Raw genomic sequence first — 24,861 nt, forward strand, 5'->3', positions numbered from 1 at the left:
TCTGTTTGGTATAGTGAAAGTCTACAAGTTAGAGTGAACTCTAAGTCAAGCAAGAAAGGTGCGATCAAGATGTATACGATTTCAGAAATCAGCCGATTAACCGAGACGACGGCCCATACGATCCGCTATTACGAAAAAGAAGGACTGTTATTCCCGACCCGTACCACAAGCGGCGTCCGGCGTTATGACGAAACCCAACTGACGTGGCTCCGCTTTGTCCTGCGGCTCCGGGCGACGCATATGCCAATCGACCAGATCCGGGAATATGTCAAACTGTTCCTCGCATCGTCCGAGACGCACGATACGTCGCTTGAGCGGCTCCGTCTCCTTGAAGCACATCAAGAAAACGTCCGCCGGCAACTCGCGGAACTCGTCCGGACGGAACAGATGATCACGGAAAAAATTGCCGTTTACCAACAGCTCCATCCGGCGGTCAAAGAAACGTTTTAAGAAAAGGCTTGCCGGAGCCGGGCAAATCCGGCGTCGCGTGTTTGCGGATCCAGCTCTCCGTAAGCATCGCCGACACTGATTTCTGTTGAACAATACCCGTCTTTGTCGACGAGATAACCTACGAACCCGAGCCCCGTCTCCTCCTGAACCTGCTCGAGTTTCGAGGAAACGTCCGCCGCCTGTCCGTCAAAATGGAGGTGGAACATGTTTGAGACCGGAATTTCCGGTGTCGTATGGACGCCCGGTAAGGCATTGAACTGCTCGGCCAGTTGTTTTGCCTGCTCATAGTATTGCCCCATCCGATCCTTTCGCAGTTCGTAATAATAATCGGCCGAAACGATGTACGGATACAAACTGATTAAGTCGCCGCCGTACCGCCGCTTCCAAATTCGCGCCGTTTGACAGAACGCTTTCGGTCCTGCGAGAATCGCCCCGGCAATTCCGCCGAGTCCTTTATAAAACGAGATATAGACACTGTCGAATAAACCGGCAATCTCAGCTGCCGTCTTTTCATAATACGGTAACATTTCAAACAGCCGTGCGCCGTCGAGGTGCAGCCGGATGCCCCGTTCGCGGCAATACCGGCTGATCGTTTCGAGTTCACTGAACGCCGGAGCGACTCCGCCGATTTCCCGTTGCGGCAACTCGAGCAACAGACAGGCGATGTCCGGTAACGCCTTAATTTCATCGAGCGTCATCAGCCGGTCTGCTGCGCCGACCAGAATCGTTTCGATCGGGTGCAACTCCTTCAGTCCGTCCTGCTCATGGATTTCGAGATGACAGAGCGGATGGTAAGCGACGGTCCGGTTGTCCGTCTCGTCCGACCAGATCCGTAACGCCACCTGTTGCGCCATCGTACCGCTCGGGAAAAAGACGGCGTCTTCCATTGCGAGTAGGTCGGCAAATTTTTGTTCGAACGGTTGAATGATCGATCCCGTCCCGTACTGATCACTCGCCGTCTCGTCTGCCACTTCTGCAAAAGCGGTTTTTAAAACCCCGACATTCCGTTTTCCGTGTCCGCTGATTTGACCGGTTGTTTGTTGAAAACTTGTGCGTAAGCGATCCATTTGATAACCTCCATTTATTTAGGAAATAATGACTATTTTTTGAAAAAATCAAAACGATGCTGTGTCGTATTTGCTATACTCAGTTCAGACTCATCCATCCACCGTGTTGACGGTATGAAAGAGGTGATCCCGTGCAGACTTCGTTCCGATTGAAAATCGGTTTGTTTCTTTCCAGTGTTTTATTGTTCCTATTTGTCATCCAGTCGTTCATCCCCCGTTTTCTGACATCGTTCGTTTCTCTTTTCGACAGTCAGACGACAAGCTCCTGTACGACACGTTGTGGTGACACATCTAATATGACGCTTCCATCCGATCCGCTTGTCATGGATTTCGAGCCGCTTGTCGAGACCGTCACGCCGGAGCCGGACCCGCTATTACTGCGGACCGGATTTGATTCCGCCGTCGTCGCGCCTCCATACCCGTTCATCTTTATTTTCCTTGTGATCGTATCGATCGGACTACTGGTTTATTACATGAAGATCGTTCGTAAGAACCGCTTCAAACCGCTTCTGTTCACGCCAAGCCGCGTCGAAGTAATCCGCTACGGACACCATGAACTGCCGGCGGAAGACATTCGCCAACATATGCTGCTGTTTAACCGCCGCCTTCCAAAACCGATGCAACGGCGGGAACAGGAGACAATGACCGAATGGTTCGAACGGATCAACTTTCCGTCTCCGGTCAATCCGCATTACTTAGAAGTCCGTTACGGCGGATACGTCTCGATTCCCGTCCATCAACTGACGTTTTTTAAACAGACGACCGAAGACTTCTTACGCCGTGTCGGCTCGACAATCATTTGATCCAGCAGTGCCTGATTCCAGATCAGACGCTCCTGAATCAAGTGATTTTTTTATTGGCCGTTAAAACATCCCCTAATTCACCAGTATTCGGTCTTTTTCAGGCATAACCTGATATTTCTCACGAAAATTGGGTATTGAAGACTATATAGCTAACGAACATCTTATAATTTTTTGAATTGTTTCTGAAAGAGAGCGAGGCGAAACGAGATGATTACAGCACAAGAAGCGTACTTCATCAAAAATGGTCTGAATGAACAATTTGAAGACCCTCGAATCGACTGCGACTTTTCCATTTTCTCGCTCGAACCGTTTCAACTCTTGTTACATGTACATGATGAAGAGCTTGATGAATTGAGTACGGAAACCCGGTATGTCCTGAGTCGAAAGATTCGGTCTCAACTGCATCAATTGGACGCGAAAGTCGGCGGTACGCCGGTCAAGACGGTTTTTGTCATTTCTGCACCATTGATTTCCGAACGGTCCTATTGCGTGATTTTGCAATGATTCGAACGACCATTTATGAATTAAAAAAGCTCTGATCCCATCTCGAAATGGAATCAGAGCTTTTTTTGGTGAATTAACTCGCTTCATGGCTGGAAATTCGATTGCGGCCACTCGATTTCGCCCGGTACAGGGCTTGGTCGGCGAGGACGATCAAATCACCTTCCGTCAAGGTTTCGGTCGGATGGACGACAGCCAGTCCGATGCTGACACTGAGCTGGCAAAGCGGCTCGTACGCTTTATGTTCAATCTTCATCCGGAGAATTTCACTGCGGATCCGTTCCGCGACATATGTGATCTGTTCAATATGTTCCGTCAAGATGACGGCAAATTCTTCCCCGCCGTACCGGGAGACATGACCGAACTCACCCGCTTGTTTCTTTAGTGTCCCGGCGACTTTCTGCAGACACCAATCGCCTTTCAAGTGACCGTACGTATCGTTGTACAGCTTAAATTCATCGACATCGATCAAAATCAAGCCAACGTCCGTCTGCCGTTCCCGGGCAGCCGTGAAGGAGGCTTCCAAATGTTCATCAAACGCACGCCGGTTCGGAATCGCGGTCAAAGCATCATGCAACGAACGGTGAATCAACGCCTGCTGACTGCGTTCGAGGCGGAAGGTCTGCAGGAATGCCAGCAACAGCAGGACGGCGACACTGACGACGATGACGATGACCCATTTGGCAGACGCCGACGCCTGTTTGGAACGGTCCGTCGCCTCTTGAATGATTTTGTCGATGTCTTGATTGATTTTCGCATTGATCGGCCGGAACTGATTGACGTAGTCCATGCCGCTGTAACGTTTCAGTGTCGCCCGATCAATTTGATTGCTCTGGATCCATTGAATCTGTTGTTCATAAAATCCGTCCGTCCGTAAAATCAATGGAATCGCCTCATCTGCCAGTAACTGCTTGAGGATCGGATGCCGTTGATCAAGCATCTTCAACCGGACAATCGTCTCTTTCAGTTCAGCATTGGTATTTTTAAATTGCTGGAACGTCTGATCATTTTGATCGAGTAAGTAACTGCGGACCGTCAACTCTTGGTCGAGCAATAATGGGAACAGTTGCGAAGCAGCATTCGAGATCGGAATCGCTTCCGTGATAATCCGGTCGTTTTCTTGTTCAATTTTCAAAAAAGCATTGTAACTCCAGATACTCGTAAACATCAATGAAAACAATGCAAGTAACAGGTAAAATTGCAACGTCGATAATTTCAAGTTCAGTCTGACCTCTTTCTTTTCCGTCGGCAGCGACTCGAACACGCTGACGATACGGGACGCTACCTTATTATCGGTATCTTGGGATCAAACCATTAGCGCTCTACTCGAAATATTGCCCGTTGTCTGCACATTTCAAACAAATTACCAGTTCAGGCGGCATATTCATCCGGATTTTTCCTGCCCGTTGCGACGAACCTGTCTTTTCCCCTCTTGTAACGTAACTTGTGCCCGTTGCGCCGCCTCGGTCATATTGTTATTTTTCCACCAGGCATAAATCAGACTTCCTGCACCTAAAAGTGCCGTCAAAGCAGTTTCGATCTGATTCGTCTCAAACGGTAACGGTGTATAGCCGAAGGCGAGTAACGTTAAATTCACGAAACTGTAAAGCGGGACAATCAGTCGGATCAAGGCAATCGACCGGTCCTTCATCGGCGGACTCCAAACAGATGCCGCCACGTGACCGGACCAATGATTCCATCCGCCGCTAACCGGTGCTGCCGTTGAAATTGTTTGACGAGATGCGTCAACTTCCGGTCGAATTGTCCGGTCAACGGCAGTCTGAGCCGTTTTTGAATCAGCCGGATCAGCGTCCGGTCCATCCGCCCTGCTCCGGCAAAAAGCGGTCGTCCGGGATACCGGGGACCGAGCAACGGTTTCGGTTGACCGTTGACTGCATCATACAGTTGAAAATGCGGATAATCCGGAAAGCTGCCCCAGTCCCCGCCCCACTGCATCTGATGCTGTTTCATTGCGGCAACGAGCCGTTTCAACCGCGGATCGGGCGGTGCGAGAAACTCCGCCCTTTTGCCGCCGTCCGCATAGATAAACAGATCGACGGCAACACCGAAGTTATGATTCGATTTCCCGCCTTTGGCATAGGTGACGATTTTCCCCGGACGGGTCCGGCCGAGCGCATACAAAGCATCTTGTTCCTGTTTTGTCCGGAAGCCTTGCGCAATGCCGACCGGTAATCCTTCTGCCGCCAGTTCCGTGATGACCGCGCGTGTGATGGCAGCGACGTCCGGATCCATCTCCTTCGTCAGTTTTCGGTTCGCTTGGTCAAGTAACCAGTCAAGTGATAATGTCATAACATCCTCCTTTATCCGATCAGTTCCGCCAACAAGGCTGCGAGTTCGCCTTGATCGGGAACAGTTTCTTCAAAACGTTGTTTTTGCTCCGCCTCTGCTTGTTGCTGTTGTTTGCGTTCCCGTTCGACCCAGTCCGGTAATGGACCGTGTCCTTTTCGGCGGGACGAACGCGCAACAGCGGTCCGGCGGCGTCTTTCATGCCTGTCGATTTGTTCCTGTGTCAACAGATTCCGTTGTTTTAAGCTCTCGATGATGACGGTGACATAATTAAAGTTTCGGACGTTCGCCGCCGATGCCTGCTCGATCGCATGATGCAGGACAGCGGGACTCGTCTCCTGTAAGAACGCAGCGAGTCGCCGGCGGATTGATGGTGTGACGCGACCGATTTCCGTCTCAAAATGGGTGATGATTTCCATGACTCCGTCTTGCGGTGGTGGTTCTTTTTTTAAAGACTGTTTCTTAAACCCTTTTTCTTCGGAGGCGGCAGGCGTCCCCCCGGTTGCCGTCTCTTGACCGGGGTCCTGTCTGGAAGTGCCCGGGGCCCCCGTCCGGATCCGGTAGCCGTTGGACGTTTGTCCGCCGTGCCGGTCAAACCGTTCGACCTTTTCAATCCAGCCTTTTTCGACGAGCGTCTGCAAACAGTTTTTGACGGTCGTCTTACCGCACGGAACCGCTCCCGCAAGTGTCTGATGTGACGGGAAGGCGAGTCCGTCCCGTCCGGCATAACTTTGAAGCAGCAGGTAGATCATTTTTTCATGGACGGATAAAAAAGCGGCTCCGTCGCGTAACAGTTGATGTTCGACACGTAAGTAAGGTTGCATGATGTTGTCCTCCTTTAAGTTTAGGAGGAAATTCCTCCTTTCTATCCAGAAATAACAGGACGACGGACCCGGTTGTTCGAAAATTTTAGACAACAAACAGACCCGATGTACCCGGAATCGATTGTTCCGGATACATCGGGTCTGACATTCAGAGAAAACGGAGATACACATACGGCAGGACACCGGCAAGCAGGATGCTGAACACCGTCATACCACTTGTAATGAGAATCGCCTTTGCCATCGACAGCTGTTGTTTTCGATAAGCGGTCAGGACAGCTTTAATAATCGTCCCAAGCATTAAGCTGCTTAAAAGAAATGAACCAATCAAGAGAATCAGTATTTCCATACCAGTCATCCTTTCCTGTTTTTTAGTCATTCGACAATCTTTCCTTGACGCCCCGCTCAAGCTTGCTAGACTGAACAAGAGAACGCTTACACTAGATAAAAGGAGTTTTTATGATGTCACGCCAACACGCCCTGCTTGCCCGCCTCGACCGGATCGGCCAACAATTGGAACACACAAATGATGCCTGGTTATTGCTCGGACTCGGTTCCGTCGGTCGGGAACTCGAACGGCTCGATCGTTATTCCGATCTCGATTTTTTTGTCATTACGAAACCGGGGCAAAAACACCGGTTCCTCGACCGTCTCGACTGGCTCGAATCCGTTCATCCGCTCAGCTTTATCTTTCAAAATACCGTCGACGGGTTTAAGTTGTTGTTCGCGGACGGGATTTACGGCGAGTGTGCGATTTTCGAACTCGACGAGATGCCGGACATCGCCTTTTCCCCGGGACGGATTGTCTGGCAGGATCCGACGTTCCCAGGCGTCGACTTGACGGTTTCAAAACAAATACCTCCACCGATCCGGCGGGATACGCTCGATTTTGCGCTGAATGAAGCGTTGACGAATCTTTACGTCGGACTGTGCCGCTATGCCCGCGGGGAACGGTTGTCCGGTCTCCAGCTTGTCGAACAGCATGCTTTTTCAAACTTGTTGTCCGTTTTGCATCTGCTCGAGTCGGAAGTCGTTTATTATCCGGACCAGTACGGCAACGAACGCCGAGCGGAGCAACGGTTCCCGCAAGCCGAAAAACGATTCGCCGCTGTCCTGCAAGGCTATGCCCGGGTCCCGGAATCAGCGCTTGCACTGCTTGACTGGCTCGAACAGATTCAGCCGGTCAATCGGGCGATGGCAGCAGAAATTCGGAAGCTGGCTGTAGAATGTCGGAGAAAAAACGACTGACGTAACAGAGCGGCACTCGATTTATGACGGGCGGTCTGCTCGACTGTGTTGTGGCAATCGGACCAACCACCTTTCCAGAAAACCGTCAAACGGAAACACCTGTCGTTGAATCTTGTCCTGCAGACGATGAAGCATCTGTTCTGCTCCTTCGATGATATCTGCCGGATACTGATATACCCGCTGGTTTTCCAAAAATTCATCCTCGTCGACAACCGTCCACTCACAGGCTTTATTCCGGATGAGATCGAGGTCAAGATCAACAAACCGAAGACCGGACGCTGTCCGTTCTGTCGGCAGACAGATATTGCAGTAATACCGCTCACCATCCGGTTCGAGATCGAGATTGACAGTATACCCGTCCTGCAAATCGTAGTATTCAAGCGACGGCGTCTCACAGACAAATGTCTGTCTCCGCGTGTGATGGACTAAGGAACGTCCCGATTGTCCGTAGACCAGCACATACTGATCGGTTTCCTCCAACAAAGTCGTTTCCCAGTCGCAATGAAGCGACCCGTCATATTTAACGGCTTGAATCAAGAGTGCCAATTTTTTCACCTCTTCATGTGTCTGGTTTAATCCAAAATGACATTTTTTCCTTCCTTCGTTAACCGGGCCAAAGAATCCTTCATTTGTTGAATCACTTCCTCCGAATGCCGCTCCCAAACGCCGAGCTCCGCGACGACGAGAAGTGGATCCTTCGACCGGTAAGAACGGGTCGGATTGCCGGGAAAACGCTGATCCGTTAAGTTCGGATCGTTTTCAAACGGTCCGATCGTTTCGACAAGATAAATCCGTTCCTTCCCGTCACCTTTGGCAAGCTCGGCTCCCCATTTCGCAGCTTCAAGTGTTGCCGTAAAATAGATATGATTGGATCGTTTCTCCTGATAATTGGATTGATAATCGGGGGTTAATCGATCGCCGACTTGCAAGACGGCCTTTGTTCCGTGCAGAAACGGTCCCCGGTCGAACACTTCCTTTTGTTCCGTCATCTCAATCGCCTTCCTTCTCCTTTTGATTATCTGTAGTATAAGCGGGGATTTGTTGCAAAGGTAGACTGTTTCAGTCTGCTACATCCCGGTATACTTGAAGTAGAGAAGTAAAAAACTCCCAAGTCTACGTCACGTTCCATAAGGAACCGTGCGTTTTACTCGGGAGTTGTTTCGTTTCACTTAGTAATGATAACGGCATTGAATGATCTCCACCTGTTCACTCGTCGTCCGGTAAACAAGCCGGTGTTCCGAGTCAATCCGTCGGCTGTAAAAGCCTTGTAAATTTCCTTTTAGTGCTTCCGGTTTACCGATGCCAACCAAATTACCATTTCGTTTTACGTCTTCAATCAACGTATTGATCCGCTTCAATTTTTTTCTGTCTTCCTGTTGCCGATACAGGTAATCTTCCCATGCGTGATCCGTAAAAAGCAGACGGACTTTACTCATTAATCAATGTTCTTTCTGTCAGCTTTTCTTGTTGCAGCTGTTCGATTGATTCAAGTAGACGGACTGAGTTTTGAGGACTTCGCATTAAATAGATGGTCTCCATCAAACGGTTATATTCTTCTTCAGAAAGTAAAACGGCATTTTCATTATTTTTTCGTGAAATGATGACAGCCTCCTTATCATCATGCACTTGGTCTAAAATTTGTTTGAAATTTTTACGGGCATCACTGTACGTGACAATCGACATGTTAGTCCCTCCCTACATGTTTTCCTTTATTTTTATTGTACATTATTTAGTACAACTACTCCATCTTCAATTCTGATTGCTTTCCCAACGGACATTTCAACTTTCTTCCAGATTGACAACTTTTGTCAAAATGGTATCGTAAAAGTATCACGTTCAAGGATGTGGAAAATTATATTCATCGTCGAGCTACTCGTCAATGCCTGTATTGCGTTCACCGGTTTTTACATCATTTCAAAAATCATCCATTCGACCCATTTTTCATCCTATGCTTCAAAATCACTGATTATCGGTCTCGCTACCGGATTACTCGGGGTCGTACTGATGTTCAAAGGGATTCAAGTCACTGAGTCATTACGGATGGATTTGCGCCATTTACCGCTTGTCCTGCTCGCTTTTTACGGCAACCGTTTTCCGCTTGTCGTCGCCACGTTGATCATTGCCGGTTCCCGCTTTTTGTTTGGCGTGACCCCGCAAGCGTTTATTGCCTTCATCGCCATCATCGCGATCAGTACCGGGATGATTTGGATTCACCGCCAGCTTCTGAATCGGCCGTTTCGGCAAAATCTCGCTCTCAACGTCTGGGCGCTGTTGATGATTACGTTCGCCGTCCTGATCAATTTAGGATTTACGGATGCTTCGCTTCGTCTGTTGCTTGCGACCTGGACGATCGGTCTAGCTGTCGGTGTCCTCTCAAGTCTGTTGACACTTGATTTCCAGACACTGAACCGTCAAGTCGAACTGTATAAACAGTCGGCGGAGCGTGATCATCTGACCGGCCTCTATAACCGGCGGGTCTGGGACAGCCGGACAGCCGGACTGGAACAGGAGGGGCGCGTCTACAATGTCCTTGCACTCGACATCGACCACTTTAAGCGCGTCAATGATGCATACGGTCACGGAAACGGGGATCTCGTGTTACAACAGTTCGCGAATATCCTGATGGAAGAAACACGTCCCCACGATATCACGGCCCGGATCGGCGGCGAGGAATTCATGATTCTTGTCTATGACCTGACTCCGTCCAAAATCATCAAGGTCGCGAACCGGATCCGGGAACGGATTGCGAATGAACGGTTCCGACTCGACGGGTTTCCTGCCATCACGGTCACGGCCTCGATTGGAATCGCACACGGGAAACATGTGCCTATTCAGCACATGAATGGATTGGCGGACGAAGCCTTATACACAGCGAAACAACAAGGGCGAAACCGGACGATTCTGTTCAATCAGCTCGATCGGCAGGATGTTGCGGTATCGCACACTTCAACGGAGACAACTACTTAACGACATATCATCGGAGGTTTTACTTATGTATGAACCAAAACGGGAATTCATCACGACTTCGGAAACGATTCTTTTTGTCGGCAGCTTGTTCATGTGGTTGTATATCGTTCGCTTTTTCGGGACGATTGATTCCGCATGGTGGATTTTGCCACTCTTGTGCTTCCTGCTCTTCTTACGTTCGTTCATCGGCAGACGGGTCGATTTGAGTTTTAACTGGGTAGAGGAAGAAGAAGCACGCAAGTCCGAACAAAAATAAAACGAATCAAATAACAGCCCGGTTTCTCCGCTTGTTTAGGAGGAAGACCGGGCTGTTGTTTCGTTTATTGCTCTAAATAACGTTCCCGCGTTAAGACCATCAGAATGGAATAGACACGTCGTCCATCAACTTCGAAATCATCTTTTTCTACACCGGTCACTTGAAACCCCAGCTTTTCATACACATGTCGCGCCCGCGGATTGAAGTCAAAAACGCTTAACGTCAAGCGAGCAAGCGATGTCTTCCGGAACAGGTAATGGATCAGCAAACGAGTTGCTTCCGTTCCAAGACCACGGTTTCTACCGGCTTCACCAATCAGAATCCGGAAGTTCATGCTGTGGTCGCTTGACTGATAGTCGTTGACGACGATCTCACCGATGAGCGTACCGGTAGCTTTGTCGATGACTGCCAAATCCAGACGGTCCGGCTGATCGTGCCTCGTCCCGTACCAGGTTTTAAGTCTTTCCCGGTCAATATCAGCTTCACTTCCCGTCAGTTGAAGGACTTCCGAATCTTGCAAACACTGTTCGATCAAAGGGAAATCTTTTGCTTCAAACGGTCGGAGGATGGTCGCTGTTCCTACTAAGGTTGGTTTAATCGTTAAATTCATCATACATAGACTCCATTTCGATTGTATAAGATATGCTTTTCATTCACTATACATGATGTTAAATTAAAAAATGACACTTCCTTACAATTTTGTACGTTTTATTTACAATTTTAATCTTCTATACTGAATGTATGCTTAACGTATTTAGAAGGAGTAATGTTCCCTATGAAATTTCCCAAATGGCTCCTTTACCTCGGCGCACTCCCGACGTTCGTTTTTGCCTTTTACGCCATTACGAACCCAGCCTTCCGGACTCAAATCGCAGAGTCGTTTCCGCTTGCGGCGCCTGTTCTCGCTGTCATTTTCACCGTGTTTGTCGCCTTCTGGACCTTGTTCTTTATTTTAACGAACGGGCTTCGCCGGCATCTCGACTTAGTCCTCCTATCCGCCCTTTTGCTGATTTGTTTTCTGTTAACGAGTTTGTTTGCGACACTCGATTACTTCCTCACCTAATGGATTGATCCCAGCCATCTTTCGGATGGCTTTTTCCATTTTCTTCTTGCTTTCCATTCCGCTGTCCCTTAACATCAATTGTAATCATTTTCTATATATTCAAAAAACATTCAGAAGGAGTGATGGCGTATGCGTGGAACATGGAAACATCCTGCCCTCTTGTTATCAAGCGTCGGCATCTCCAATCTCGGGGCGTGGGTGTACTTCATTGCCCTGAATTTGATTGTCCTCGACCGGACGAATTCAGCGTTCGCCGTCTCGATTCTCTACATGCTTGTCCCGATCGCTGCCCTGTTATCGAGTTTTTGGTCCGGTACGGTCATCGACCGCGTCGATAAACGGAATCTGATGGTGTTGCTTGATTTGTCCCGGGCCATCCTGATTGCCGTCCTACCGTGGATTGACTCGTTATTCGTCCTGTATACACTGGTCTTCTTCATCAATATCGGCAGCTCTCTTTTCGAATCAGCTTCCCTGATTTACATGACGAAACTGGTTTCAAAAACCAACCGACAACGGTTTAATGCCTTGAAAAATTTCATTCAATCGTGTGGCTTCATTCTTGGACCGACGATTGCCGGTTTGTTGTTTCTCGTCGGATCGCCGACACTTGCCATCTATCTGAATGCCGGTGCGCTGGCCATTTCGGCATTGATTCTGTTTTCCCTGCCGGATATCGAAAAACAAGCCACAATCACCGGTGCCGAGCGGCTTAGTTTCAGTCTAATCGTCTCGGACTGGAAAGAAACGTTGCATTATGCGCACAAACACCGCTACATCACGCTCGTGTATACGCTGTTCTGCGTCATGACGATTTCCATGTCCGGCCTCGATTCACTGGAAGCGACGTTCGCGACCCGCGTTCTTGATTTTTCGGAGAGCACGTACGGTTTCCTCGTCAGTATCGCCGGCCTCGGCATCATTTCCGGCTCAATCATTAATGCAACGTGCACGAAATGGCTCAGCCTGCCGTTCCTGATTGGTTTCGGCTCGGTTGCGACACCGGTCGGCTACTTAATTTTTGCGACGGCGACGGATTTCAGTCTTGCCGCAGTCGGTTTTTTCCTGCTGACGTTCGCCTTATCGTTTGCAAACACCGGTTTCCTGTCGTTTTATCAAAACAACGTTCCGGTCTCGATCATGGGGCGGTTCTCCGGTGTCATCAACGTCGCCGAGTCGATTCTCATTATCGGACTGACGTTATCGATTGGTCTGCTTGCCGAAACGTTGTCGATCCGCTCGACCTATATCGTCTTTTCGCTTGGTTTCCTGGCGCTTGGTCTGATGACGTTGCAAATCGTCTTTCAACGTTCGAAACAGGAGTTGTATACAATGACGGTCGAGGACGAATCAAAGGTTTCTTAAGAAAGCAACAGGGACGACTTGGATTCTACTCCTTGTCGTCCCTGTTTTCAGGTGCCGAAGTCATTGTCGGACATGATAGTATTAAGAAAATGGATGATTCGCTAAAGGAGGGGTTCCGATGACAGAAATCGATTGTCTGCTGTATCTGCATGATGAACTGGACCGGTATTCCGAAGACGAGTTGCATCATATCTCGCAACCGGGCGTCTGGTCGCTCGGTCAAATGTATGATCATATTTTACTTGTCGCCCATGAATATATCGATGAAGTTGAAATCTGCGCTTCGCTGACGACCGATACGGCGGACGGTAAAACACCGTTCGGCGAAGAATTATTCCGTCAACAGGCTTTCCCACCGATCAAAATCAGACTGCCGGACGAGATGAACGCTCCGCCGGACAATACCGACAGCCGTGACCGCCTGAAACAGCGGTTGCTTGAGCTCGTCCAACGAATGGAAGACTGGTCCGTCCGCCTGGAGCAAATCAATCCGGCAGCCAAAACAAAACACGGCGGTTTCGGTTATCTGAATGCACAGGAATGGGTTCAACTGGTCGGAATGCATACGCGACACCATTTCCGGCAGAAAACAGAATTGGAACAACTTCTTTTACATTGAGGTTGGATTTCTCGGTTTCGAAGAACGGCAAAATTTCGACCGCATAACATTTTGACATATTGATTTATTTACAGCGTCTTCGTCATGATCCAATCCACTTGTTCATCTTCTCCCATAAAGAAAGAGTGTGACCCTGTCTGCACAAAACCAAAACGTTGATAAAAGCGAATCGCATGATGATTTTCTTCCCATACCCCTAACCAGACCTGGTCCATCCCCTGCTCCTGAGCAATCTCCAGAGTTTTTTCCAGCAATCGCTTCCCAAGACCTGTTCCCTGGTACGCCGAACGAATGTAAATCCGTTCAAGTTCCAAGGTGTTTCCTTCCATCGGTTCAGTTTGAGCAGCACCGACATTCAGCTTTAAATAACCGGCGATTTCCTCGTTACTTTTGATGAAAAAGAAAAATGAATCCGGACGTTCCAGCTCCTGTATCAATTTTTCGCGTCCGTAGGATTGTTTGAGATAGTCCTCGAGGTGCTGCGGATCATTCTCGGATCCGAATGTATCCGTAAATGTTTCCACACTAACTGCTTGTAATATTTCAACATCTTTGACGTCACAGCGGACAAACTCAATCGTTTGTGTCATTCTGTTCACTCCTCCAAATAATTTCGTATTCCGCCTTTTTTGACGAAGTCCCACTCCTGTTCGATATTTTTACGGACCCGCTTCGTCAACTGTTGTAACTGCGTCTGTTCCTCTTCACTCAGACCAGCCAGGGCAACGCGCTTCGAATACGCATGCTCCTGAAGGATTACCGGGCATGTCGCCAGTCCTTTTTCAGTCGGATACAATTTCTTGATTTTTTTGTTCACGACATCCGGCCGTTTTTCGATGAATCCGGCTTTTTCCAATTTTTGAATCGACCGGGCTGCCGTCGTCCGGTCAACCAGAATCAGCTCTGCTAATTTTTCCTGAATGATACCCGGATGCTCACAAATTCGGACGAGATAGATATATTGGCCTTTTGTCAGTTCCAACTCTTTGAACTCCACGTTGCTGATGGAATCAAGTGCTCGTGCAATCATTCCGATTTCACGTAATAGTTCTCCCATGGCGCCTCCTTTTTATATTCACTTATCATATGTTATGAACTTATTATATTATTTTTTGTTGTAAATACAACAAAAATTCTTTACATTTGTATGTTTTTGTTAAAATACCTTTTATCCAATTGACAAAAAGTGTATATTTAAACCATCTATTCGTTTAAAGGAGGATTTACTTCGCCCGTGAAATTCTTTAGATCCCCCCGGACGCCTGAGTTATCATGGATTCCGGAGCCAAACTGGCACACCGTCTGTACTGAACGCTCCATCGACATTCAACAGCATCCGAACGAACAGATCGTCGGACTGGCTTACAATAATCAACAGCAGGTCGTCCAAGTAACACGTAACATTCGTGCACCACTGTTCAGTTATTACGTGACGTTACTGGAAAATCGCCGCACCACCAAAACCGTTCTATCCAAACGGTCGCATATGACGATTCAACATCTGTCGACACGTCTGCACGGCTCAAGTACATTTGCTGAATTCAGCTTACTCGATATCCATGTGCGGGAAGAAGGTCTCGGGGAACGCGGTTTATTGCTCGAGTCTTTGATTCACGATATTCAACATAAATATACCCATTACCGGGTCAGCGGAGACTTTACCGCCATTTCTTACGGCGGCCGCGTTGCTGCTGAATGTTTTACACGATACGGTTTTACGATTGAACAGGATCGGCTGATTTTGAAGAATTTTCATGACCGTTTGTTCGTCAGCTAATCAGTGCTCAGGAGGTACTTCGTTTGGTTTGAATGTAAACAACCGGAAGTGTTTCAATAATATCATCCACCTGCTTGGATTCGTTTTAATGGTCGCACCATATCTCGACTTATGGAAACGCCCGAAGACACGCGGACCGAAATGGATCCGGGGTATCCTGATTTTTCTCGTTAATTATCTCGGACCAATTGGTTATTTATTTTGGGGACGGCGTGTCCCGCCGGCAAAAATAGCATCACGTCCTCATTAAAAAGCTTCCTTCGTCCGCCCGGTTGATCGGGTCCACTGAAGGAAGCTTTTTTGTCAGGCGCAAGTGATAGGAGTTCAGCGCATTCTATGGTAATTTGGACATATGAAACCGCTTGATTAAAAAAACAGCGTTTCTCATTATTTTACCGTTTATACGGTGACAGAAAAGAGGGATCTGATGACTTCACACCTGTCTACTCCATCCTACCGTCATTGGCAGGCCATCCAAAAACTGCATCACCGCTATATGAAGGAAGTCAACGCTGTCCTGAAAGATTGGGGCTTATCGAAATCGCAGTTCGATATGCTGGATACATTATACCGGGAACAAAGCGCGACACAAAAATCACTTGAGACGACACTTGAACTGTCGAGCGGAGCGATCTCCCAAACCTTAAAAAAATTATTTGACCTTCATCTCATCACCCGTAAACGGATCGACCGGGAAAAACGGCTGGTCCTGACACCGTCAGGCGAGACGATCGTCGAGGAATCCGCTCCTGTCGTCGAGGTCATTCACGAACAGTACTTCAAACAGTTTACGATGGACGAGCACGAGTCATTCGACCGTCTGCTCCATAAGATGCAAAACAATCACATCTAATCAGGAAGGAGCTGTTCTGATGATTCTCAGACACTTTACACACCGCCGCTTTTTACCGGCCATCGTCGCCCGCGGCGGACTTTCCGTCAAGGATACAGGCGGAGATTACTTACAATTCGAATTCAATCCGCCGAATGACCGGCTGTTACAGTCGATACATGACAGCCGGTCCTCAAATGAACTGCCGTGGGACGAGACCGATACTGTTGCGCTTGACTTCGATTTCGTTAAGATGCAGGCAGCTGACATCGAAGTCCTGGAGCAGGTAAAAGATACTACGTGGAACGTCGAACCCGATTCGAATGTCGGTCCTTCCCGATTCGTCAAAAGCTTTTTATCGCTCGGTTATCTGACGGAAGAATCAAGAGAACAGCTGTCCGAATATTACTAAAGAACAGGTCGCTTGACCTGTTCTTTTTTTGTCGTCAACTGCGCCGATTGTAAATAAACAGCATCACCGGGAACGTCATGACCTGAATGAACAGCACACACAACAAAGCTGTCATGATGTCGTCGACGACTTTCCACTGCACGATTGTCAGCATGACAAAAACGTAACCGATACTCAGGACATACGATAGTTGACCGCTTTTCATTTTAATTTTTTCCTGCCGTTCGTCATACGTCTCAGCAGGCGGGAAAACTAAATCGACCGCCAGTTGACTGATTCCGACCAGCATAAGAATGATACTGAACGGACTGGGTCCGTCGAACAGCGTCAGATAACCGCCGTACATCAGTAGAACGGCGAACAGTAAACGATTGATTACCGGCATATGTTTCATCAGGCATCGTCTCCTTTTTCTTTCGCATCGGGTATGAAAATCGCTTCAATCGGACAATCAAACAACGCAGCGATTGAAAAAGCCAGTTCGAGCGACGGATTATAACGTTCTTTTTCAATTGAAATGACAGTTTGTCTTGATACGCCAAGTGCTTTTGCCAGTTCCCCTTGTGACCACTGACGCGCTTCCCGTAACGCCTTCATTCTGTTTTTCATCCCAGTCACCCCTCAATTCCAATAATAGGTAATTTACATTCAAGTGTCAAGTTTCCTTTACAAGCATGTTAAAAGAAAAACCACTCAATCCGCTTGGACTGAATGGTTGATGCTCAAGAAGATTTAACTGGTTGACCAATAGTTTCCTGTTGCTTTTTTAAATCCTGTTTCCACCAGCCGGCAATGTAAAATAGAGCAGCTATTACGAAAAAGGCCATCGGATAATAGATCAGACCAAACGCCGCTAAACCCTGAGCTGATGTTTCCTGTGTTAAAGTCATATACGTTCCAAACAGTTTGATGATAAACAGCATGAAAATCCCGACCGCGACCGCAAGTGTTCCCAACAGATAGTGTTTGTTCATATTAGACGCTCCTTCTCCACTTTTGTTAAAAATACCACTTTAACCCATTATTTACCTTATAATTAAAAATAAAAACCCTCCTACCCGATGGAAGGAGAGTTTACTTTCGAATCGTCCGGTGCCGCGGATGGATGGCGAGAACGGCCTGACGGATTGCCTGAACGTGCTCGTCCGTCGCTTCCGAAAACGACAGGAGCGTCGGGTATTCACCGACCAGCTGACCTTGATCGAGAATCACGAACCGGTCGCTCAGCGCTTGCGCCGCTTGCACATCATGGGTGATGAAGACATAGGCGAGACCAAGCGTCTCTTTTAAGTTCCTCAATAAGTCGAGAATCAGCGCTTTATTGACCATATCGAGACTGCTGACGGCTTCATCAAGGATAATCAGCTTCGGATTCGTCGCGATCGCCCGGGCGATACAGATCCGTTGCAACTGACCGCCGCTGAACTGATGGGGGTACTTCGTTAAATCCGTTGCGGATAAACCGACCTGTATCATCAATCCGCCTAACCGGTCGTGTAATGCGTCGGGTGACAACCGGAGGAAATTCGTCAACGGTTCGGCGATGATCTGTCCCGCTGTCAGCTTCGGATTGACGGCCGCAAACGAATCCTGAAAGACGACCTGGATGTCTTTCCGGTAATCCTTTGACGCCGATTCGTAAATGTCTTGTCCGTCAAACAGGACCCGTCCCGCTTTCGGCCGCTCAAGTCCGAGTAAAATCCGTCCGAGCGTACTTTTTCCGGCACCGCTGCGGCCGAGTAAGCCAAGACAGGTTCCGGCTTCAAGCGTCAGTGAGACGTCCTGCAAGACCGTCTGCTCTGCCTGCCGTGCCAAAAACCGTTGATTGCCGTAGCGGTGTGAGACGTGTTCCAGTTGCAACAGGCTCATGCCTTCATCCCTCCTGCCTGAACTCCGTGTTGTGCCAATAGTTGCCGGGTATACGGATGCTGCGGCCGGTCGAACAAATCAAAGACATTGGCCTGTTCAACGATTTCCCCATCCCGCATGACAAGAACGTGATCCGCCATTTCAGCGATCACACTTAAGTCATGCGAAATCAACAGGATTGCCGTATCGTACGTCGCCCGGACTTTCTCGAGATAATACAGGACCAATTTTTGATTGTAGACATCCAGTGCCGTCGTCGGTTCGTCGGCAATCAAGACGTGCGGTCGCAGACACACCGCAAGTGCAATCATGACCCGTTGCAGCATCCCGCCGCTCAGTTCGAACGGATAGGCTTTTAAAATCCGGTCCGGCTGTTCGAGATTGACTTCCCGCAATGCTTCGAGTGCCCGGTCCTTCGCTTCGCGTTTACTGCACCGGTCGTGCGTCCGAATCGTTTCCATCAATTGATGACCAATCGTGAAGACCGGTGTGAAGGCACTCATCGGATTTTGCATGATGAAGGCGATCTGCCCGCCGCGGACACGACGGAGCGTTCGGTCGGACAACGTCATTAAATCGGTCTCGTCAAGCCAAATCCGTCCCGATTGACGAATGACCTTTTCATCGAGCAGCCGCAACAGCGCGAGACTCGTCACCGTCTTCCCGCAGCCACTCTCCCCGACCAGTCCGACAATTTGTCCGGCCGCAAGCTGAAACGAGATATTTTGGACGAGCGGCTGACCGTCCGCGATTGTCTCAATCGTCAACTGTTCAACGGATAATACTGGCTTCATCCGAGTGCCTCCTTTCATTTTGATTGTTTGTTTACACCGAACCGTTCCGATAAGGATTCGCCGAGCAGGTTAAAGCTCGCAATGACGAGCATAATCATCACACCCGGATAAATCATCAGTTCCGGATTTGACCGGATGTAGGATTTACCTTCATGAATCATCGCGCCCCATTCGGCTGCCGGGGACTGGACACCGAGGCCTAGGAACGACATCGCCGAGATATCCATGATTGCCCAGCCCATCTCGAGCGTTCCGATGACAAGCAACGGCGGCAGGATATTCGGTAATAGATGCATCCGGAAGATTTTCCAGTGCGAGGAGCCGTTGACCCGAGCCGCTGCAATAAAGTTCTTTTCTTTCAACGTCATGACAAGTCCACGGAACATCCGGGCATAGTAGACCCACTGGACGAGCATTAAAGCGATGATGACCTGTTTCAGTCCCGGTCCGAAAATCCCGACAAGACCTAAGACGAGAATCAAACTCGGAAATGCCATCACCCCGTCACAAAACCGCATTAACAGTTGGTCGACCCAGCCGCCGATGTAGCCAGCAAGCGTTCCGATCAATAGACCGATAAGCAGCGACGAGGCAAAAATCAGGACGGCGAATCCAAGCGACACCCGGGCTCCGTACAACAGACGCGACAAGGTACAGCGTCCAAGCTGATCGGTCCCGAGCGGATACGTCCAGGACGGTCCCTGCAATTTCACGGCCAGATTGACGAGATACGGGTCATGCGGGGCTAACCACGGGGCAGCCAGAGCCGCGAGAAACAAGAGTCCCAAAAATACGGAACAGCCGATCAAAATCAGCCGTTGATTCGACAGGCGGTCGAGCAGACGCGGTCGGCCAAGCGGAACATTCATCGTCTGTCCCCTCCTTTCCGGGCAATCCGTGGATCGATTGCCAGTTGCAACAAATCAACGAGCAGACTGCTGCCGATGAACAACAGGGCGGCCAAAAACACATACCCTTGAATAATCGGCATGTCCCGATCGAAAATGGCTTCGATGAAATAACGGCCAAAGCCAGGCCATGAAAAGACGGTCTCGACGATGATGGTTCCCGTCAACAGTTTCCCGAGGTTCATCCCGAGACCGGTAATCATCGGCGGTATCGCGACCCGCAAGACGTGTTTTCCTAAAATGATCGTTTCACGGATGCCGCGTGTCCGGGCAAACTGGACGTACGGTTCGCGCATCGTCTCGATGACACTTGTTCGTAACAGCCGGGTATAAAGCGCAATCAACGGCAGTGCGAGTGTGATCGCCGGTAAAATGACATGACTCGGACTGCCGATTCCGCCGACCGGTAACAAATCAAGCTGGACGGCAAAAAAGAAAATCAGCAGATAGCCGAGCCAAAATGACGGAATCGACGCACCGATGAAGGCAATCCCCCGGCTGAGATGATCAAAAAAGCCGTTTTTGCGAATCCCGGCAAGAAAGCCGAGCGGAATACTGACGAAAATGGCTAACAACAGACTCGACAGCGCCAGTTGCAACGTCGCCGGCAGACGAAGCAGAACTTCATCGAGGACCGGTTTGCCGGAGACAAAGGACGTCCCGAAGTCCAACTGGGCCAGCCGGACGACCGTTGTCGCGTATTGTGTCAAAAACGATTGATCGAGACCAAACTCGGCCCGCTTTTGCGTCAGCACTTCTTCCGTCGGTTGGATGTGGGCGGCAGACAGGTAGGCCTCCGCCGGATCGACCGGTGACAGGTGAATCATCGCCGTCAGCAATAAAATCGCCAGGAGCAGGATCGGAATGACCGACCCGACCCGTTTGAGAATATAGACGCCCATTCCGTACACCTCCTTTTACTTAATGCCGATTTGAGCGAACGGACTTTCATCCCGGTTCGCGGCAAATTTAAAGTTCGTGACCCCGTTTTGATAAATCGCCATCTTTTTCAAATATGAGATCGGAACGAGCGCTCCCTGATCCTGGAGCGACGGCAGAATATCAGCATACATCTTCTGACGTTTTGTTTCATCCGTCGTTTTGAGGACATCTTTCATTTCCTGTAACAGTTGATCCTTGTTCGGGTAAGCGGAAATCGCTTCTTTAAAACCGAATCCGTCCGTACCGATGATGTTGACGAATGTGTGCGGATCGTACGGTGCCCCGAAGTTACTGTACATGTTGATATCGAATTTATTATCTTTGAAGCGCTGGACTTGATCCGGAAGCTCGACACCAACGATTTTCAAGTCAACCCCGATGCTCGCCCACTCCGACTGTAACGTCTCCGCCATCGCTTTTTGGACAAGTTCCGCGGCATCATACATCATTTCAATCTGTAACGGTTGTCCGTCTTTTTCACGAATCTTTTTGCCGTTCGGCAGTTTCCAGCCGGCTTCGTCCAGCAACGACTTCGCTTTTGCGACATCAAAGTCCCGTTTCTCGACGTTCAGGTTCGATGTGTACGGCAGGTTCGGCGGCAGGATGAAGTCAGCCGGTGCTTCGAGACCGGACGTGATGCCTTCTACAAGTGTCTTCTTATCAAAGCCGTATTGCAATGCTTGACGGACGCGTTCGTCCGCAAGCTGTTTTTTCTTCGTGTTCATGATCAACAGACGTGTCGCAACCGGTTCTGACATCGTCGTCTTGTAGGATTTCGTTTCTTTCAGTTGATTGTAGGCGTCGACACTGATTGCCCCTTCGCCGAAAATCAAATCGATGTCGCCTTTTTCAAAAGCGAGTACGCGGCTTTCGGCATCGGGAATGATGTCGACCTTGATTTTCTTCACTTTCGGCTTCGGTCCCCAGTAGTTTTTGTTGACCTTAAACGTCGCGTATTGATCCGCTTTGTACTCGTCGAGCACCCACGGGCCGGTTCCGACTTCTTGTTCGACGCCTTTTGACGTATCGCCGTTTTTCGAGAAACCGGCTTCGCCAAGGAAGCGGACCGGGCGGACGACCGCCAATTCCTGAATCGTCGGATAGTACGCTTCCGACAATGTCATCCGGAACGTCTGCTTGTCGATCGCTTCCGTTTTGTCGATTTTCGAAATAAAGCCAAGCCAGCTATGTAAGGCTTTGTTTTTGAGAACAGCATCAAAGTTCTTTTTGACGATCGTCGCATCAAACGTCGAACCGTCCGAGAACTTGACATCGTCACGCAATTTAAAGGTATAGGTTTTTCCGTCTTTTGAGATGTCCCATGATTTCGCGAGGAACGGCTCGAGCTTTCCGCCTTCTGCGTAATGGACGAGCGGCTCGTAGACCATCGACTGGGCAAACAGTTGCGACGGATTGTAGACATGCGGATTCATCTCGCCGATGTCCCGCGGCCAGGCCATCGTTAACGTATCTTGATTTGATTTATTGTCAGCACCTTCGTCCGGGTTCGAACAACCGAACAGCAGTGTCGTAATCGAGAGGATGGAAACAGCTTGAATGATGGATTTCTTACGGCGTGAAACGTTCATAGTGGACAGGACTCCCATTCTTATTGATAATCATTTTCAATTGTAAGAGTCGGTACTAAGAATTGTCAATGGATAATCGGTGAACGTGTTGATTTCGCTGTGTTTTACAGTGAAGTAGAATCATTTTTGTATTGCAGATATGCCGTATCAACAAATTCGAAAAACCATCCAGGCATGTAGTAAAACGCAATGAGTCCACCAATCCACTTACTCATGTCAGCTAATCCCTCAATCGCCAACGAAAAATTCCATACACTACCGACTAGTAGAATAATATGAAAACATGCCTTTTTTTGAGCAAGCTGCCTATTTCTAATTTCACTTGAATACTGATTCTTAAAGTCTGTCCGGTAGTAACACCGCTCAAACAAAGTTGTATGCGACGACAAGGATAAGAAGAATACCCAACCGACTAAACCACCAGTCAACCACAATTCATTCCATTGGAGGAACGGTATCGCGCTGGTCAAGACACCCGTACTGAATATGAATGGCATGAGAACAAAAAACAAGACCTGATCGATGAAGAAACAGAACCGATTTTTTAAAAAGGTCCAAAACGTTTTTTTGTCTCGATTAGGATCAATCTGATTTTTCTCGTTTGAAGATTCATCCTCGACAATCAAAGGACTGATTGTGAGAAGAAAAATAAGTGCCAGAATGATCAAGGCGATTCCTTTCAGCGAAACGTTCTCACCTCTATGCAGATTCTCTAAAAATAGAGCAGTCGCATAGAAAACAAGCAGAAGATATCCCGCAAACAGAAGGTAGTTGCTGCGTCCTTTTTGCTTAAAGACGATACGTCCACGAACCAGTTGTCGAATCATCGTTTCATACCAACAAATGAAGCAATCTATTGGACGATTTAATTGATGGATGACATACATGAATCGACCGACAATACCGTAAGATAGGCAGCATACTATAAAGCTACTGAAGATCATGCCCATTTCATTTTCTCTCCCTTCACAAATAAAGCACTCATGAGACGATATGAGTGCTGGAGTAGTCTGGTTTTATTCAGATTGTTTGGCAATCAAACGCCAATACTTCGACGTCACACCCTTGCCCCTCAAGATTCGGACTGCAGGCATACGGTCCGACTTTCCAGTCCCCTTCCGCATGCAGATGGGCAATCCGTAACTGCTCCTTCGTCTCACCGTCGATAAAGTACAGCTCGACGTCCTGTTGGTTGCAGACGAGCTCAAACGTCAACGGCTGATCAAAGACCGTATTGTCGATATCACGCGACGACCAATCGGAGTACCCGAACGACGTGACGACCGCTCCGAGATGCGATTTCCCGTCCGGAATAAATTCCGCTGAAACTTTTAGCCAGTTGTCTTCGTTCAGATAGAGAAGGATTCCCGCCTGATCATACGTTAGACGCGGGTGCAACTTCACTTCGATTCGGCAGGAAAAAGACGGTGCCGGGATTGGTTTAAGTAAGGCATGACCGGTCATCCGGTTAAACTGATAATACGTATTACGCCAAAAATCGGTATCGCCTTCAGTCGTGAAGGTTAAGCGTTCCTGCATGTCCACCTCAGTTGGTTGGTTGAGCCATTCGTAATCTTTCCACATGTGGATTCCTCCTATTTTAAGATTGAGTGTAATTTGTAACATCTTGCTCGCTTACGGATCATCTGTGAATTGTTCAAACTCAGGATGTTTTGGTTCTCGGAAATCAATAAATTCTTCGGATGGATCTAAAAAATTATGACCTAAGTATACTGCAAAGTAGTTCCCATCTTTATCTCTGACATTAAACAAATAGGATGTTCGCGGTTCATCTTTTAGAAATACACTGTATCCATAACCAAACTTTGTAAATTGACCGAATATCTGATACTCATCTTTTTTCAGCCCGTACTGTTGTTCCAGTTGCTCTTCCAAATACAACTGACGCAGGATTTTCTGATGAAACGTATAGAGAAAACACAATACCAACACAAGTAGTATCGTAAGTAAGATGAGCCGACCAATCCGCCACTTGCCGTTCACTTTCCAAAAATGTGTCATCCGTGCTCCTTCCCTCCTGTCTTCACGTATGATACGGTACGAATAAGGAAGATATTGTTAATGAAAGTTCCTACTCTTACGAAAGAAGTGATTCGCTTGAAAAAACATCTTTTGAGCCTCTGTTTCCCGTGGGCTAACCTAAAATTTTGAGACAATATAAAACACCTTCGGAGTGGTACACTTTTAAAAAGTACTAGCATCGGAGGTGTTTTTGCATGGGCAAAAACGTATATTCAAGCGAAGTGAAAT

The 24,861-nt window shown here is 48.4% G+C and carries 37 protein-coding genes; 13 read left to right on the forward strand and 24 right to left on the reverse strand.

The features are described from left to right. Positions 1–69: 69 nt before the first annotated feature. Positions 70–450 carry a MerR family transcriptional regulator gene (locus R7V76_RS13175; RefSeq protein ID WP_318093054.1) on the forward strand — a complete coding sequence of 127 codons (381 nt, stop codon included), beginning with the start codon at positions 70–72 and terminating at the stop codon, positions 448–450. Here R7V76_RS13175 and R7V76_RS13180 read toward each other — a convergent pair. Further along, the gene (locus tag R7V76_RS13180) at positions 447–1,517 is read right to left on the reverse strand and encodes a threonine aldolase family protein (RefSeq protein WP_318093056.1); all 1,071 of its coding nucleotides are present in this window, start codon (positions 1,515–1,517) and stop codon (positions 447–449) included. The two genes, R7V76_RS13175 and R7V76_RS13180, sit on opposite strands and share 4 nt — an antisense overlap. Positions 1,518–1,648: 131 nt before the next feature. Here R7V76_RS13180 and R7V76_RS13185 point away from each other — a divergent pair, with 131 nt between their 5' ends. After that, a complete protein-coding gene (locus R7V76_RS13185; RefSeq protein WP_318093058.1) occupies positions 1,649–2,320 on the forward strand; it encodes a hypothetical protein in 672 nt (223 codons plus the stop codon). A 207-nt stretch (positions 2,321–2,527) separates the two neighbouring features. Beyond that, entirely contained in the window at positions 2,528–2,824 is a 297-nt protein-coding gene (locus tag R7V76_RS13190; RefSeq protein WP_012370268.1) for a hypothetical protein, read from the forward strand. 73 nt (positions 2,825–2,897) lie between these two features. Here R7V76_RS13190 and R7V76_RS13195 read toward each other — a convergent pair whose 3' ends face one another. The 5 genes from R7V76_RS13195 to R7V76_RS13215 all read right to left on the reverse strand — a co-directional run bounded on the left by R7V76_RS13195 (position 2,898) and on the right by R7V76_RS13215 (position 6,298). Continuing rightward, the gene (locus tag R7V76_RS13195; protein ID WP_318093061.1) at positions 2,898–4,040 is read right to left on the reverse strand and encodes a sensor domain-containing diguanylate cyclase; all 1,143 of its coding nucleotides are present in this window, start codon (positions 4,038–4,040) and stop codon (positions 2,898–2,900) included. Between the two features lie 165 nt (positions 4,041–4,205). Further along, complete coding sequence (locus R7V76_RS13200; protein WP_318093063.1) at positions 4,206–4,472, reverse strand: SPP1 phage holin family protein; 267 nt, start codon at positions 4,470–4,472, stop codon at positions 4,206–4,208. Next, positions 4,469–5,131, reverse strand: coding sequence for a M15 family metallopeptidase (locus R7V76_RS13205; protein WP_318093066.1), 663 nt, complete (start codon positions 5,129–5,131; stop codon positions 4,469–4,471). Before R7V76_RS13205 ends, R7V76_RS13200 begins: the two co-directional genes overlap by 4 nt. Positions 5,132–5,142: 11 nt before the next feature. Continuing rightward, the gene (locus R7V76_RS13210) at positions 5,143–5,952 is read right to left on the reverse strand and encodes a helix-turn-helix domain-containing protein (protein WP_318093068.1); all 810 of its coding nucleotides are present in this window, start codon (positions 5,950–5,952) and stop codon (positions 5,143–5,145) included. Between the two features lie 148 nt (positions 5,953–6,100). Then, positions 6,101–6,298 (reverse strand): hypothetical protein, encoded by a 198-nt coding sequence (locus tag R7V76_RS13215; protein ID WP_318093069.1) that lies wholly within the window; start codon positions 6,296–6,298, stop codon positions 6,101–6,103. Positions 6,299–6,411: 113 nt separating this feature from the next. Here R7V76_RS13215 and R7V76_RS13220 point away from each other — a divergent pair, with 113 nt between their 5' ends. Next, entirely contained in the window at positions 6,412–7,197 is a 786-nt protein-coding gene (locus R7V76_RS13220) for a hypothetical protein (RefSeq protein WP_318093070.1), read from the forward strand. A 21-nt stretch (positions 7,198–7,218) separates the two neighbouring features. Here the strand turns inward: R7V76_RS13220 and R7V76_RS13225 are convergent, their stop codons facing one another. The 4 genes from R7V76_RS13225 to R7V76_RS13240 form a co-directional block, all read right to left on the reverse strand. After that, positions 7,219–7,752 (reverse strand): DUF402 domain-containing protein, encoded by a 534-nt coding sequence (locus R7V76_RS13225; protein ID WP_318093072.1) that lies wholly within the window; start codon positions 7,750–7,752, stop codon positions 7,219–7,221. Positions 7,753–7,769: 17 nt separating this feature from the next. Continuing rightward, on the reverse strand, positions 7,770–8,186 hold the full coding sequence (gene arr, locus R7V76_RS13230; protein ID WP_318093075.1) for an NAD(+)--rifampin ADP-ribosyltransferase: 417 nt from the start codon (positions 8,184–8,186) through the stop codon (positions 7,770–7,772). 180 nt (positions 8,187–8,366) lie between these two features. Further along, positions 8,367–8,633, reverse strand: a complete 267-nt coding sequence (locus tag R7V76_RS13235) for a Txe/YoeB family addiction module toxin (RefSeq protein WP_318093076.1) — start codon at positions 8,631–8,633, stop codon at positions 8,367–8,369. Next, complete coding sequence (locus R7V76_RS13240; protein ID WP_318093078.1) at positions 8,626–8,880, reverse strand: type II toxin-antitoxin system Phd/YefM family antitoxin; 255 nt, start codon at positions 8,878–8,880, stop codon at positions 8,626–8,628. The genes R7V76_RS13235 and R7V76_RS13240 overlap by 8 nt, the downstream gene beginning before the upstream one ends. A 159-nt stretch (positions 8,881–9,039) precedes the next feature. Here R7V76_RS13240 and R7V76_RS13245 point away from each other — a divergent pair, with 159 nt between their 5' ends. Beyond that, a complete protein-coding gene (locus R7V76_RS13245) occupies positions 9,040–10,164 on the forward strand; it encodes a GGDEF domain-containing protein (protein WP_318093080.1) in 1,125 nt (374 codons plus the stop codon). Between the two features lie 25 nt (positions 10,165–10,189). Next, positions 10,190–10,420, forward strand: coding sequence for a hypothetical protein (locus tag R7V76_RS13250; protein WP_318093082.1), 231 nt, complete (start codon positions 10,190–10,192; stop codon positions 10,418–10,420). Between the two features lie 64 nt (positions 10,421–10,484). Here the strand turns inward: R7V76_RS13250 and R7V76_RS13255 are convergent, their stop codons facing one another. Continuing rightward, a complete protein-coding gene (locus tag R7V76_RS13255) occupies positions 10,485–11,030 on the reverse strand; it encodes a GNAT family N-acetyltransferase (protein ID WP_318093085.1) in 546 nt (181 codons plus the stop codon). 165 nt (positions 11,031–11,195) lie between these two features. Between R7V76_RS13255 and R7V76_RS13260 the strand changes: the two genes are divergently transcribed. The 3 genes from R7V76_RS13260 (at position 11,196) to R7V76_RS13270 (ending at position 13,467) form a co-directional block, all read left to right on the forward strand. Continuing rightward, positions 11,196–11,483 (forward strand): hypothetical protein, encoded by a 288-nt coding sequence (locus R7V76_RS13260; protein ID WP_318093086.1) that lies wholly within the window; start codon positions 11,196–11,198, stop codon positions 11,481–11,483. A 129-nt stretch (positions 11,484–11,612) separates the two neighbouring features. Continuing rightward, entirely contained in the window at positions 11,613–12,848 is a 1,236-nt protein-coding gene (locus R7V76_RS13265; protein WP_318093088.1) for an MFS transporter, read from the forward strand. A gap of 118 nt (positions 12,849–12,966) precedes the next feature. After that, positions 12,967–13,467 (forward strand): DinB family protein, encoded by a 501-nt coding sequence (locus R7V76_RS13270; RefSeq protein WP_318093090.1) that lies wholly within the window; start codon positions 12,967–12,969, stop codon positions 13,465–13,467. 68 nt (positions 13,468–13,535) lie between these two features. Here R7V76_RS13270 and R7V76_RS13275 read toward each other — a convergent pair whose 3' ends face one another. Both R7V76_RS13275 and R7V76_RS13280 read right to left on the reverse strand, forming a co-directional pair. Next, on the reverse strand, positions 13,536–14,057 hold the full coding sequence (locus tag R7V76_RS13275; RefSeq protein ID WP_318093092.1) for a GNAT family N-acetyltransferase: 522 nt from the start codon (positions 14,055–14,057) through the stop codon (positions 13,536–13,538). A 5-nt stretch (positions 14,058–14,062) separates the two neighbouring features. Next, positions 14,063–14,524, reverse strand: coding sequence for a MarR family winged helix-turn-helix transcriptional regulator (locus R7V76_RS13280; protein ID WP_318093093.1), 462 nt, complete (start codon positions 14,522–14,524; stop codon positions 14,063–14,065). A gap of 177 nt (positions 14,525–14,701) precedes the next feature. On the opposite strand from R7V76_RS13280, the gene R7V76_RS13285 reads away from it, so the two are divergent. The 4 genes from R7V76_RS13285 (at position 14,702) to R7V76_RS13300 (ending at position 16,488) form a co-directional block, all read left to right on the forward strand. Beyond that, on the forward strand, positions 14,702–15,244 hold the full coding sequence (locus R7V76_RS13285; protein ID WP_318093095.1) for a hypothetical protein: 543 nt from the start codon (positions 14,702–14,704) through the stop codon (positions 15,242–15,244). A gap of 28 nt (positions 15,245–15,272) precedes the next feature. Further along, positions 15,273–15,494 (forward strand): PLD nuclease N-terminal domain-containing protein, encoded by a 222-nt coding sequence (locus R7V76_RS13290; protein WP_318093097.1) that lies wholly within the window; start codon positions 15,273–15,275, stop codon positions 15,492–15,494. 177 nt (positions 15,495–15,671) lie between these two features. Continuing rightward, positions 15,672–16,097, forward strand: coding sequence for a MarR family winged helix-turn-helix transcriptional regulator (locus R7V76_RS13295; protein WP_012370246.1), 426 nt, complete (start codon positions 15,672–15,674; stop codon positions 16,095–16,097). 19 nt (positions 16,098–16,116) lie between these two features. Next, the gene (locus R7V76_RS13300; RefSeq protein WP_318093100.1) at positions 16,117–16,488 is read left to right on the forward strand and encodes a hypothetical protein; all 372 of its coding nucleotides are present in this window, start codon (positions 16,117–16,119) and stop codon (positions 16,486–16,488) included. A gap of 34 nt (positions 16,489–16,522) precedes the next feature. On the opposite strand, the gene R7V76_RS13305 is transcribed toward R7V76_RS13300, so the two are convergent. From R7V76_RS13305 to R7V76_RS13355, 11 genes are all read right to left on the reverse strand, one after another. Continuing rightward, a complete protein-coding gene (locus R7V76_RS13305; protein WP_318093101.1) occupies positions 16,523–16,882 on the reverse strand; it encodes a hypothetical protein in 360 nt (119 codons plus the stop codon). Next, entirely contained in the window at positions 16,882–17,097 is a 216-nt protein-coding gene (locus R7V76_RS13310; RefSeq protein WP_318093102.1) for a helix-turn-helix transcriptional regulator, read from the reverse strand. Before R7V76_RS13310 ends, R7V76_RS13305 begins: the two co-directional genes overlap by 1 nt. 113 nt (positions 17,098–17,210) lie before the next feature. Further along, positions 17,211–17,462: a hypothetical protein gene (locus R7V76_RS13315; RefSeq protein ID WP_318093103.1), complete on the reverse strand. Its 252-nt coding sequence runs from the start codon at positions 17,460–17,462 to the stop codon at positions 17,211–17,213. A 100-nt stretch (positions 17,463–17,562) separates the two neighbouring features. Further along, positions 17,563–18,357: an ATP-binding cassette domain-containing protein gene (locus tag R7V76_RS13320; protein ID WP_318093104.1), complete on the reverse strand. Its 795-nt coding sequence runs from the start codon at positions 18,355–18,357 to the stop codon at positions 17,563–17,565. Continuing rightward, positions 18,354–19,151 carry an ABC transporter ATP-binding protein gene (locus R7V76_RS13325; RefSeq protein WP_318093106.1) on the reverse strand — a complete coding sequence of 266 codons (798 nt, stop codon included), beginning with the start codon at positions 19,149–19,151 and terminating at the stop codon, positions 18,354–18,356. The genes R7V76_RS13320 and R7V76_RS13325 overlap by 4 nt, the downstream gene beginning before the upstream one ends. 14 nt (positions 19,152–19,165) lie before the next feature. Further along, positions 19,166–20,020, reverse strand: coding sequence for a nickel ABC transporter permease subunit NikC (gene nikC / locus R7V76_RS13330; protein WP_318093108.1), 855 nt, complete (start codon positions 20,018–20,020; stop codon positions 19,166–19,168). Next, entirely contained in the window at positions 20,017–20,961 is a 945-nt protein-coding gene (locus R7V76_RS13335; RefSeq protein WP_318093109.1) for an ABC transporter permease, read from the reverse strand. Before R7V76_RS13335 ends, nikC begins: the two co-directional genes overlap by 4 nt. Before the next feature lie 15 nt (positions 20,962–20,976). Further along, positions 20,977–22,590, reverse strand: a complete 1,614-nt coding sequence (gene nikA, locus R7V76_RS13340) for a nickel ABC transporter substrate-binding protein (RefSeq protein WP_318093111.1) — start codon at positions 22,588–22,590, stop codon at positions 20,977–20,979. A gap of 104 nt (positions 22,591–22,694) precedes the next feature. Further along, positions 22,695–23,417, reverse strand: coding sequence for a hypothetical protein (locus tag R7V76_RS13345; RefSeq protein ID WP_318093113.1), 723 nt, complete (start codon positions 23,415–23,417; stop codon positions 22,695–22,697). A gap of 193 nt (positions 23,418–23,610) precedes the next feature. Continuing rightward, a complete protein-coding gene (locus R7V76_RS13350) occupies positions 23,611–24,174 on the reverse strand; it encodes a DUF1349 domain-containing protein (RefSeq protein WP_318093114.1) in 564 nt (187 codons plus the stop codon). A 51-nt stretch (positions 24,175–24,225) separates the two neighbouring features. Then, complete coding sequence (locus tag R7V76_RS13355; protein ID WP_318093117.1) at positions 24,226–24,612, reverse strand: hypothetical protein; 387 nt, start codon at positions 24,610–24,612, stop codon at positions 24,226–24,228. Between the last annotated feature and the right edge of the window lie 249 nt (positions 24,613–24,861).

It is taken from the genome of Exiguobacterium artemiae (genome assembly GCF_033342815.1).
Taxonomy (GTDB): domain Bacteria; phylum Bacillota; class Bacilli; order Exiguobacteriales; family Exiguobacteriaceae; genus Exiguobacterium_A; species Exiguobacterium_A artemiae_A.

Bases quoted from the DNA above. Each gene is read 5' to 3' on its own strand.
- R7V76_RS13315 (WP_318093103.1), bottom strand. From the start codon at position 17,462: ATGAACAAACACTATCTGTTGGGAACACTTGCGGTCGCGGTCGGGATT.
- R7V76_RS13205 (WP_318093066.1), bottom strand. From the start codon at position 5,131: ATGACATTATCACTTGACTGGTTACTTGACCAAGCGAACCGAAAACTG.
- R7V76_RS13335 (WP_318093109.1), bottom strand. From the start codon at position 20,961: ATGGGCGTCTATATTCTCAAACGGGTCGGGTCGGTCATTCCGATCCTG.
- R7V76_RS13270 (WP_318093090.1), top strand. From the start codon at position 12,967: ATGACAGAAATCGATTGTCTGCTGTATCTGCATGATGAACTGGACCGG.
- R7V76_RS13355 (WP_318093117.1), bottom strand. From the start codon at position 24,612: ATGACACATTTTTGGAAAGTGAACGGCAAGTGGCGGATTGGTCGGCTC.
- R7V76_RS13350 (WP_318093114.1), bottom strand. From the start codon at position 24,174: ATGTGGAAAGATTACGAATGGCTCAACCAACCAACTGAGGTGGACATG.
- R7V76_RS13280 (WP_318093093.1), bottom strand. From the start codon at position 14,524: ATGGGAGAACTATTACGTGAAATCGGAATGATTGCACGAGCACTTGAT.
- R7V76_RS13220 (WP_318093070.1), top strand. From the start codon at position 6,412: ATGTCACGCCAACACGCCCTGCTTGCCCGCCTCGACCGGATCGGCCAA.
- R7V76_RS13200 (WP_318093063.1), bottom strand. From the start codon at position 4,472: ATGAAGGACCGGTCGATTGCCTTGATCCGACTGATTGTCCCGCTTTAC.
- R7V76_RS13310 (WP_318093102.1), bottom strand. From the start codon at position 17,097: ATGAAAAACAGAATGAAGGCGTTACGGGAAGCGCGTCAGTGGTCACAA.
- nikC (WP_318093108.1), bottom strand. From the start codon at position 20,020: ATGAATGTTCCGCTTGGCCGACCGCGTCTGCTCGACCGCCTGTCGAAT.
- R7V76_RS13180 (WP_318093056.1), bottom strand. From the start codon at position 1,517: ATGGATCGCTTACGCACAAGTTTTCAACAAACAACCGGTCAAATCAGC.
- R7V76_RS13175 (WP_318093054.1), top strand. From the start codon at position 70: ATGTATACGATTTCAGAAATCAGCCGATTAACCGAGACGACGGCCCAT.
- R7V76_RS13190 (WP_012370268.1), top strand. From the start codon at position 2,528: ATGATTACAGCACAAGAAGCGTACTTCATCAAAAATGGTCTGAATGAA.
- R7V76_RS13245 (WP_318093080.1), top strand. From the start codon at position 9,040: ATGTGGAAAATTATATTCATCGTCGAGCTACTCGTCAATGCCTGTATT.
- R7V76_RS13240 (WP_318093078.1), bottom strand. From the start codon at position 8,880: ATGTCGATTGTCACGTACAGTGATGCCCGTAAAAATTTCAAACAAATT.
- nikA (WP_318093111.1), bottom strand. From the start codon at position 22,590: ATGAACGTTTCACGCCGTAAGAAATCCATCATTCAAGCTGTTTCCATC.
- R7V76_RS13255 (WP_318093085.1), bottom strand. From the start codon at position 11,030: ATGAATTTAACGATTAAACCAACCTTAGTAGGAACAGCGACCATCCTC.
- R7V76_RS13250 (WP_318093082.1), top strand. From the start codon at position 10,190: ATGTATGAACCAAAACGGGAATTCATCACGACTTCGGAAACGATTCTT.
- R7V76_RS13300 (WP_318093100.1), top strand. From the start codon at position 16,117: ATGATTCTCAGACACTTTACACACCGCCGCTTTTTACCGGCCATCGTC.
- R7V76_RS13295 (WP_012370246.1), top strand. From the start codon at position 15,672: ATGACTTCACACCTGTCTACTCCATCCTACCGTCATTGGCAGGCCATC.
- R7V76_RS13325 (WP_318093106.1), bottom strand. From the start codon at position 19,151: ATGAAGCCAGTATTATCCGTTGAACAGTTGACGATTGAGACAATCGCG.
- R7V76_RS13320 (WP_318093104.1), bottom strand. From the start codon at position 18,357: ATGAGCCTGTTGCAACTGGAACACGTCTCACACCGCTACGGCAATCAA.
- R7V76_RS13260 (WP_318093086.1), top strand. From the start codon at position 11,196: ATGAAATTTCCCAAATGGCTCCTTTACCTCGGCGCACTCCCGACGTTC.
- R7V76_RS13235 (WP_318093076.1), bottom strand. From the start codon at position 8,633: ATGAGTAAAGTCCGTCTGCTTTTTACGGATCACGCATGGGAAGATTAC.
- arr (WP_318093075.1), bottom strand. From the start codon at position 8,186: ATGACGGAACAAAAGGAAGTGTTCGACCGGGGACCGTTTCTGCACGGA.
- R7V76_RS13275 (WP_318093092.1), bottom strand. From the start codon at position 14,057: ATGACACAAACGATTGAGTTTGTCCGCTGTGACGTCAAAGATGTTGAA.
- R7V76_RS13305 (WP_318093101.1), bottom strand. From the start codon at position 16,882: ATGAAACATATGCCGGTAATCAATCGTTTACTGTTCGCCGTTCTACTG.
- R7V76_RS13210 (WP_318093068.1), bottom strand. From the start codon at position 5,952: ATGCAACCTTACTTACGTGTCGAACATCAACTGTTACGCGACGGAGCC.
- R7V76_RS13345 (WP_318093113.1), bottom strand. From the start codon at position 23,417: ATGATTCGACAACTGGTTCGTGGACGTATCGTCTTTAAGCAAAAAGGA.
- R7V76_RS13265 (WP_318093088.1), top strand. From the start codon at position 11,613: ATGCGTGGAACATGGAAACATCCTGCCCTCTTGTTATCAAGCGTCGGC.
- R7V76_RS13215 (WP_318093069.1), bottom strand. From the start codon at position 6,298: ATGGAAATACTGATTCTCTTGATTGGTTCATTTCTTTTAAGCAGCTTA.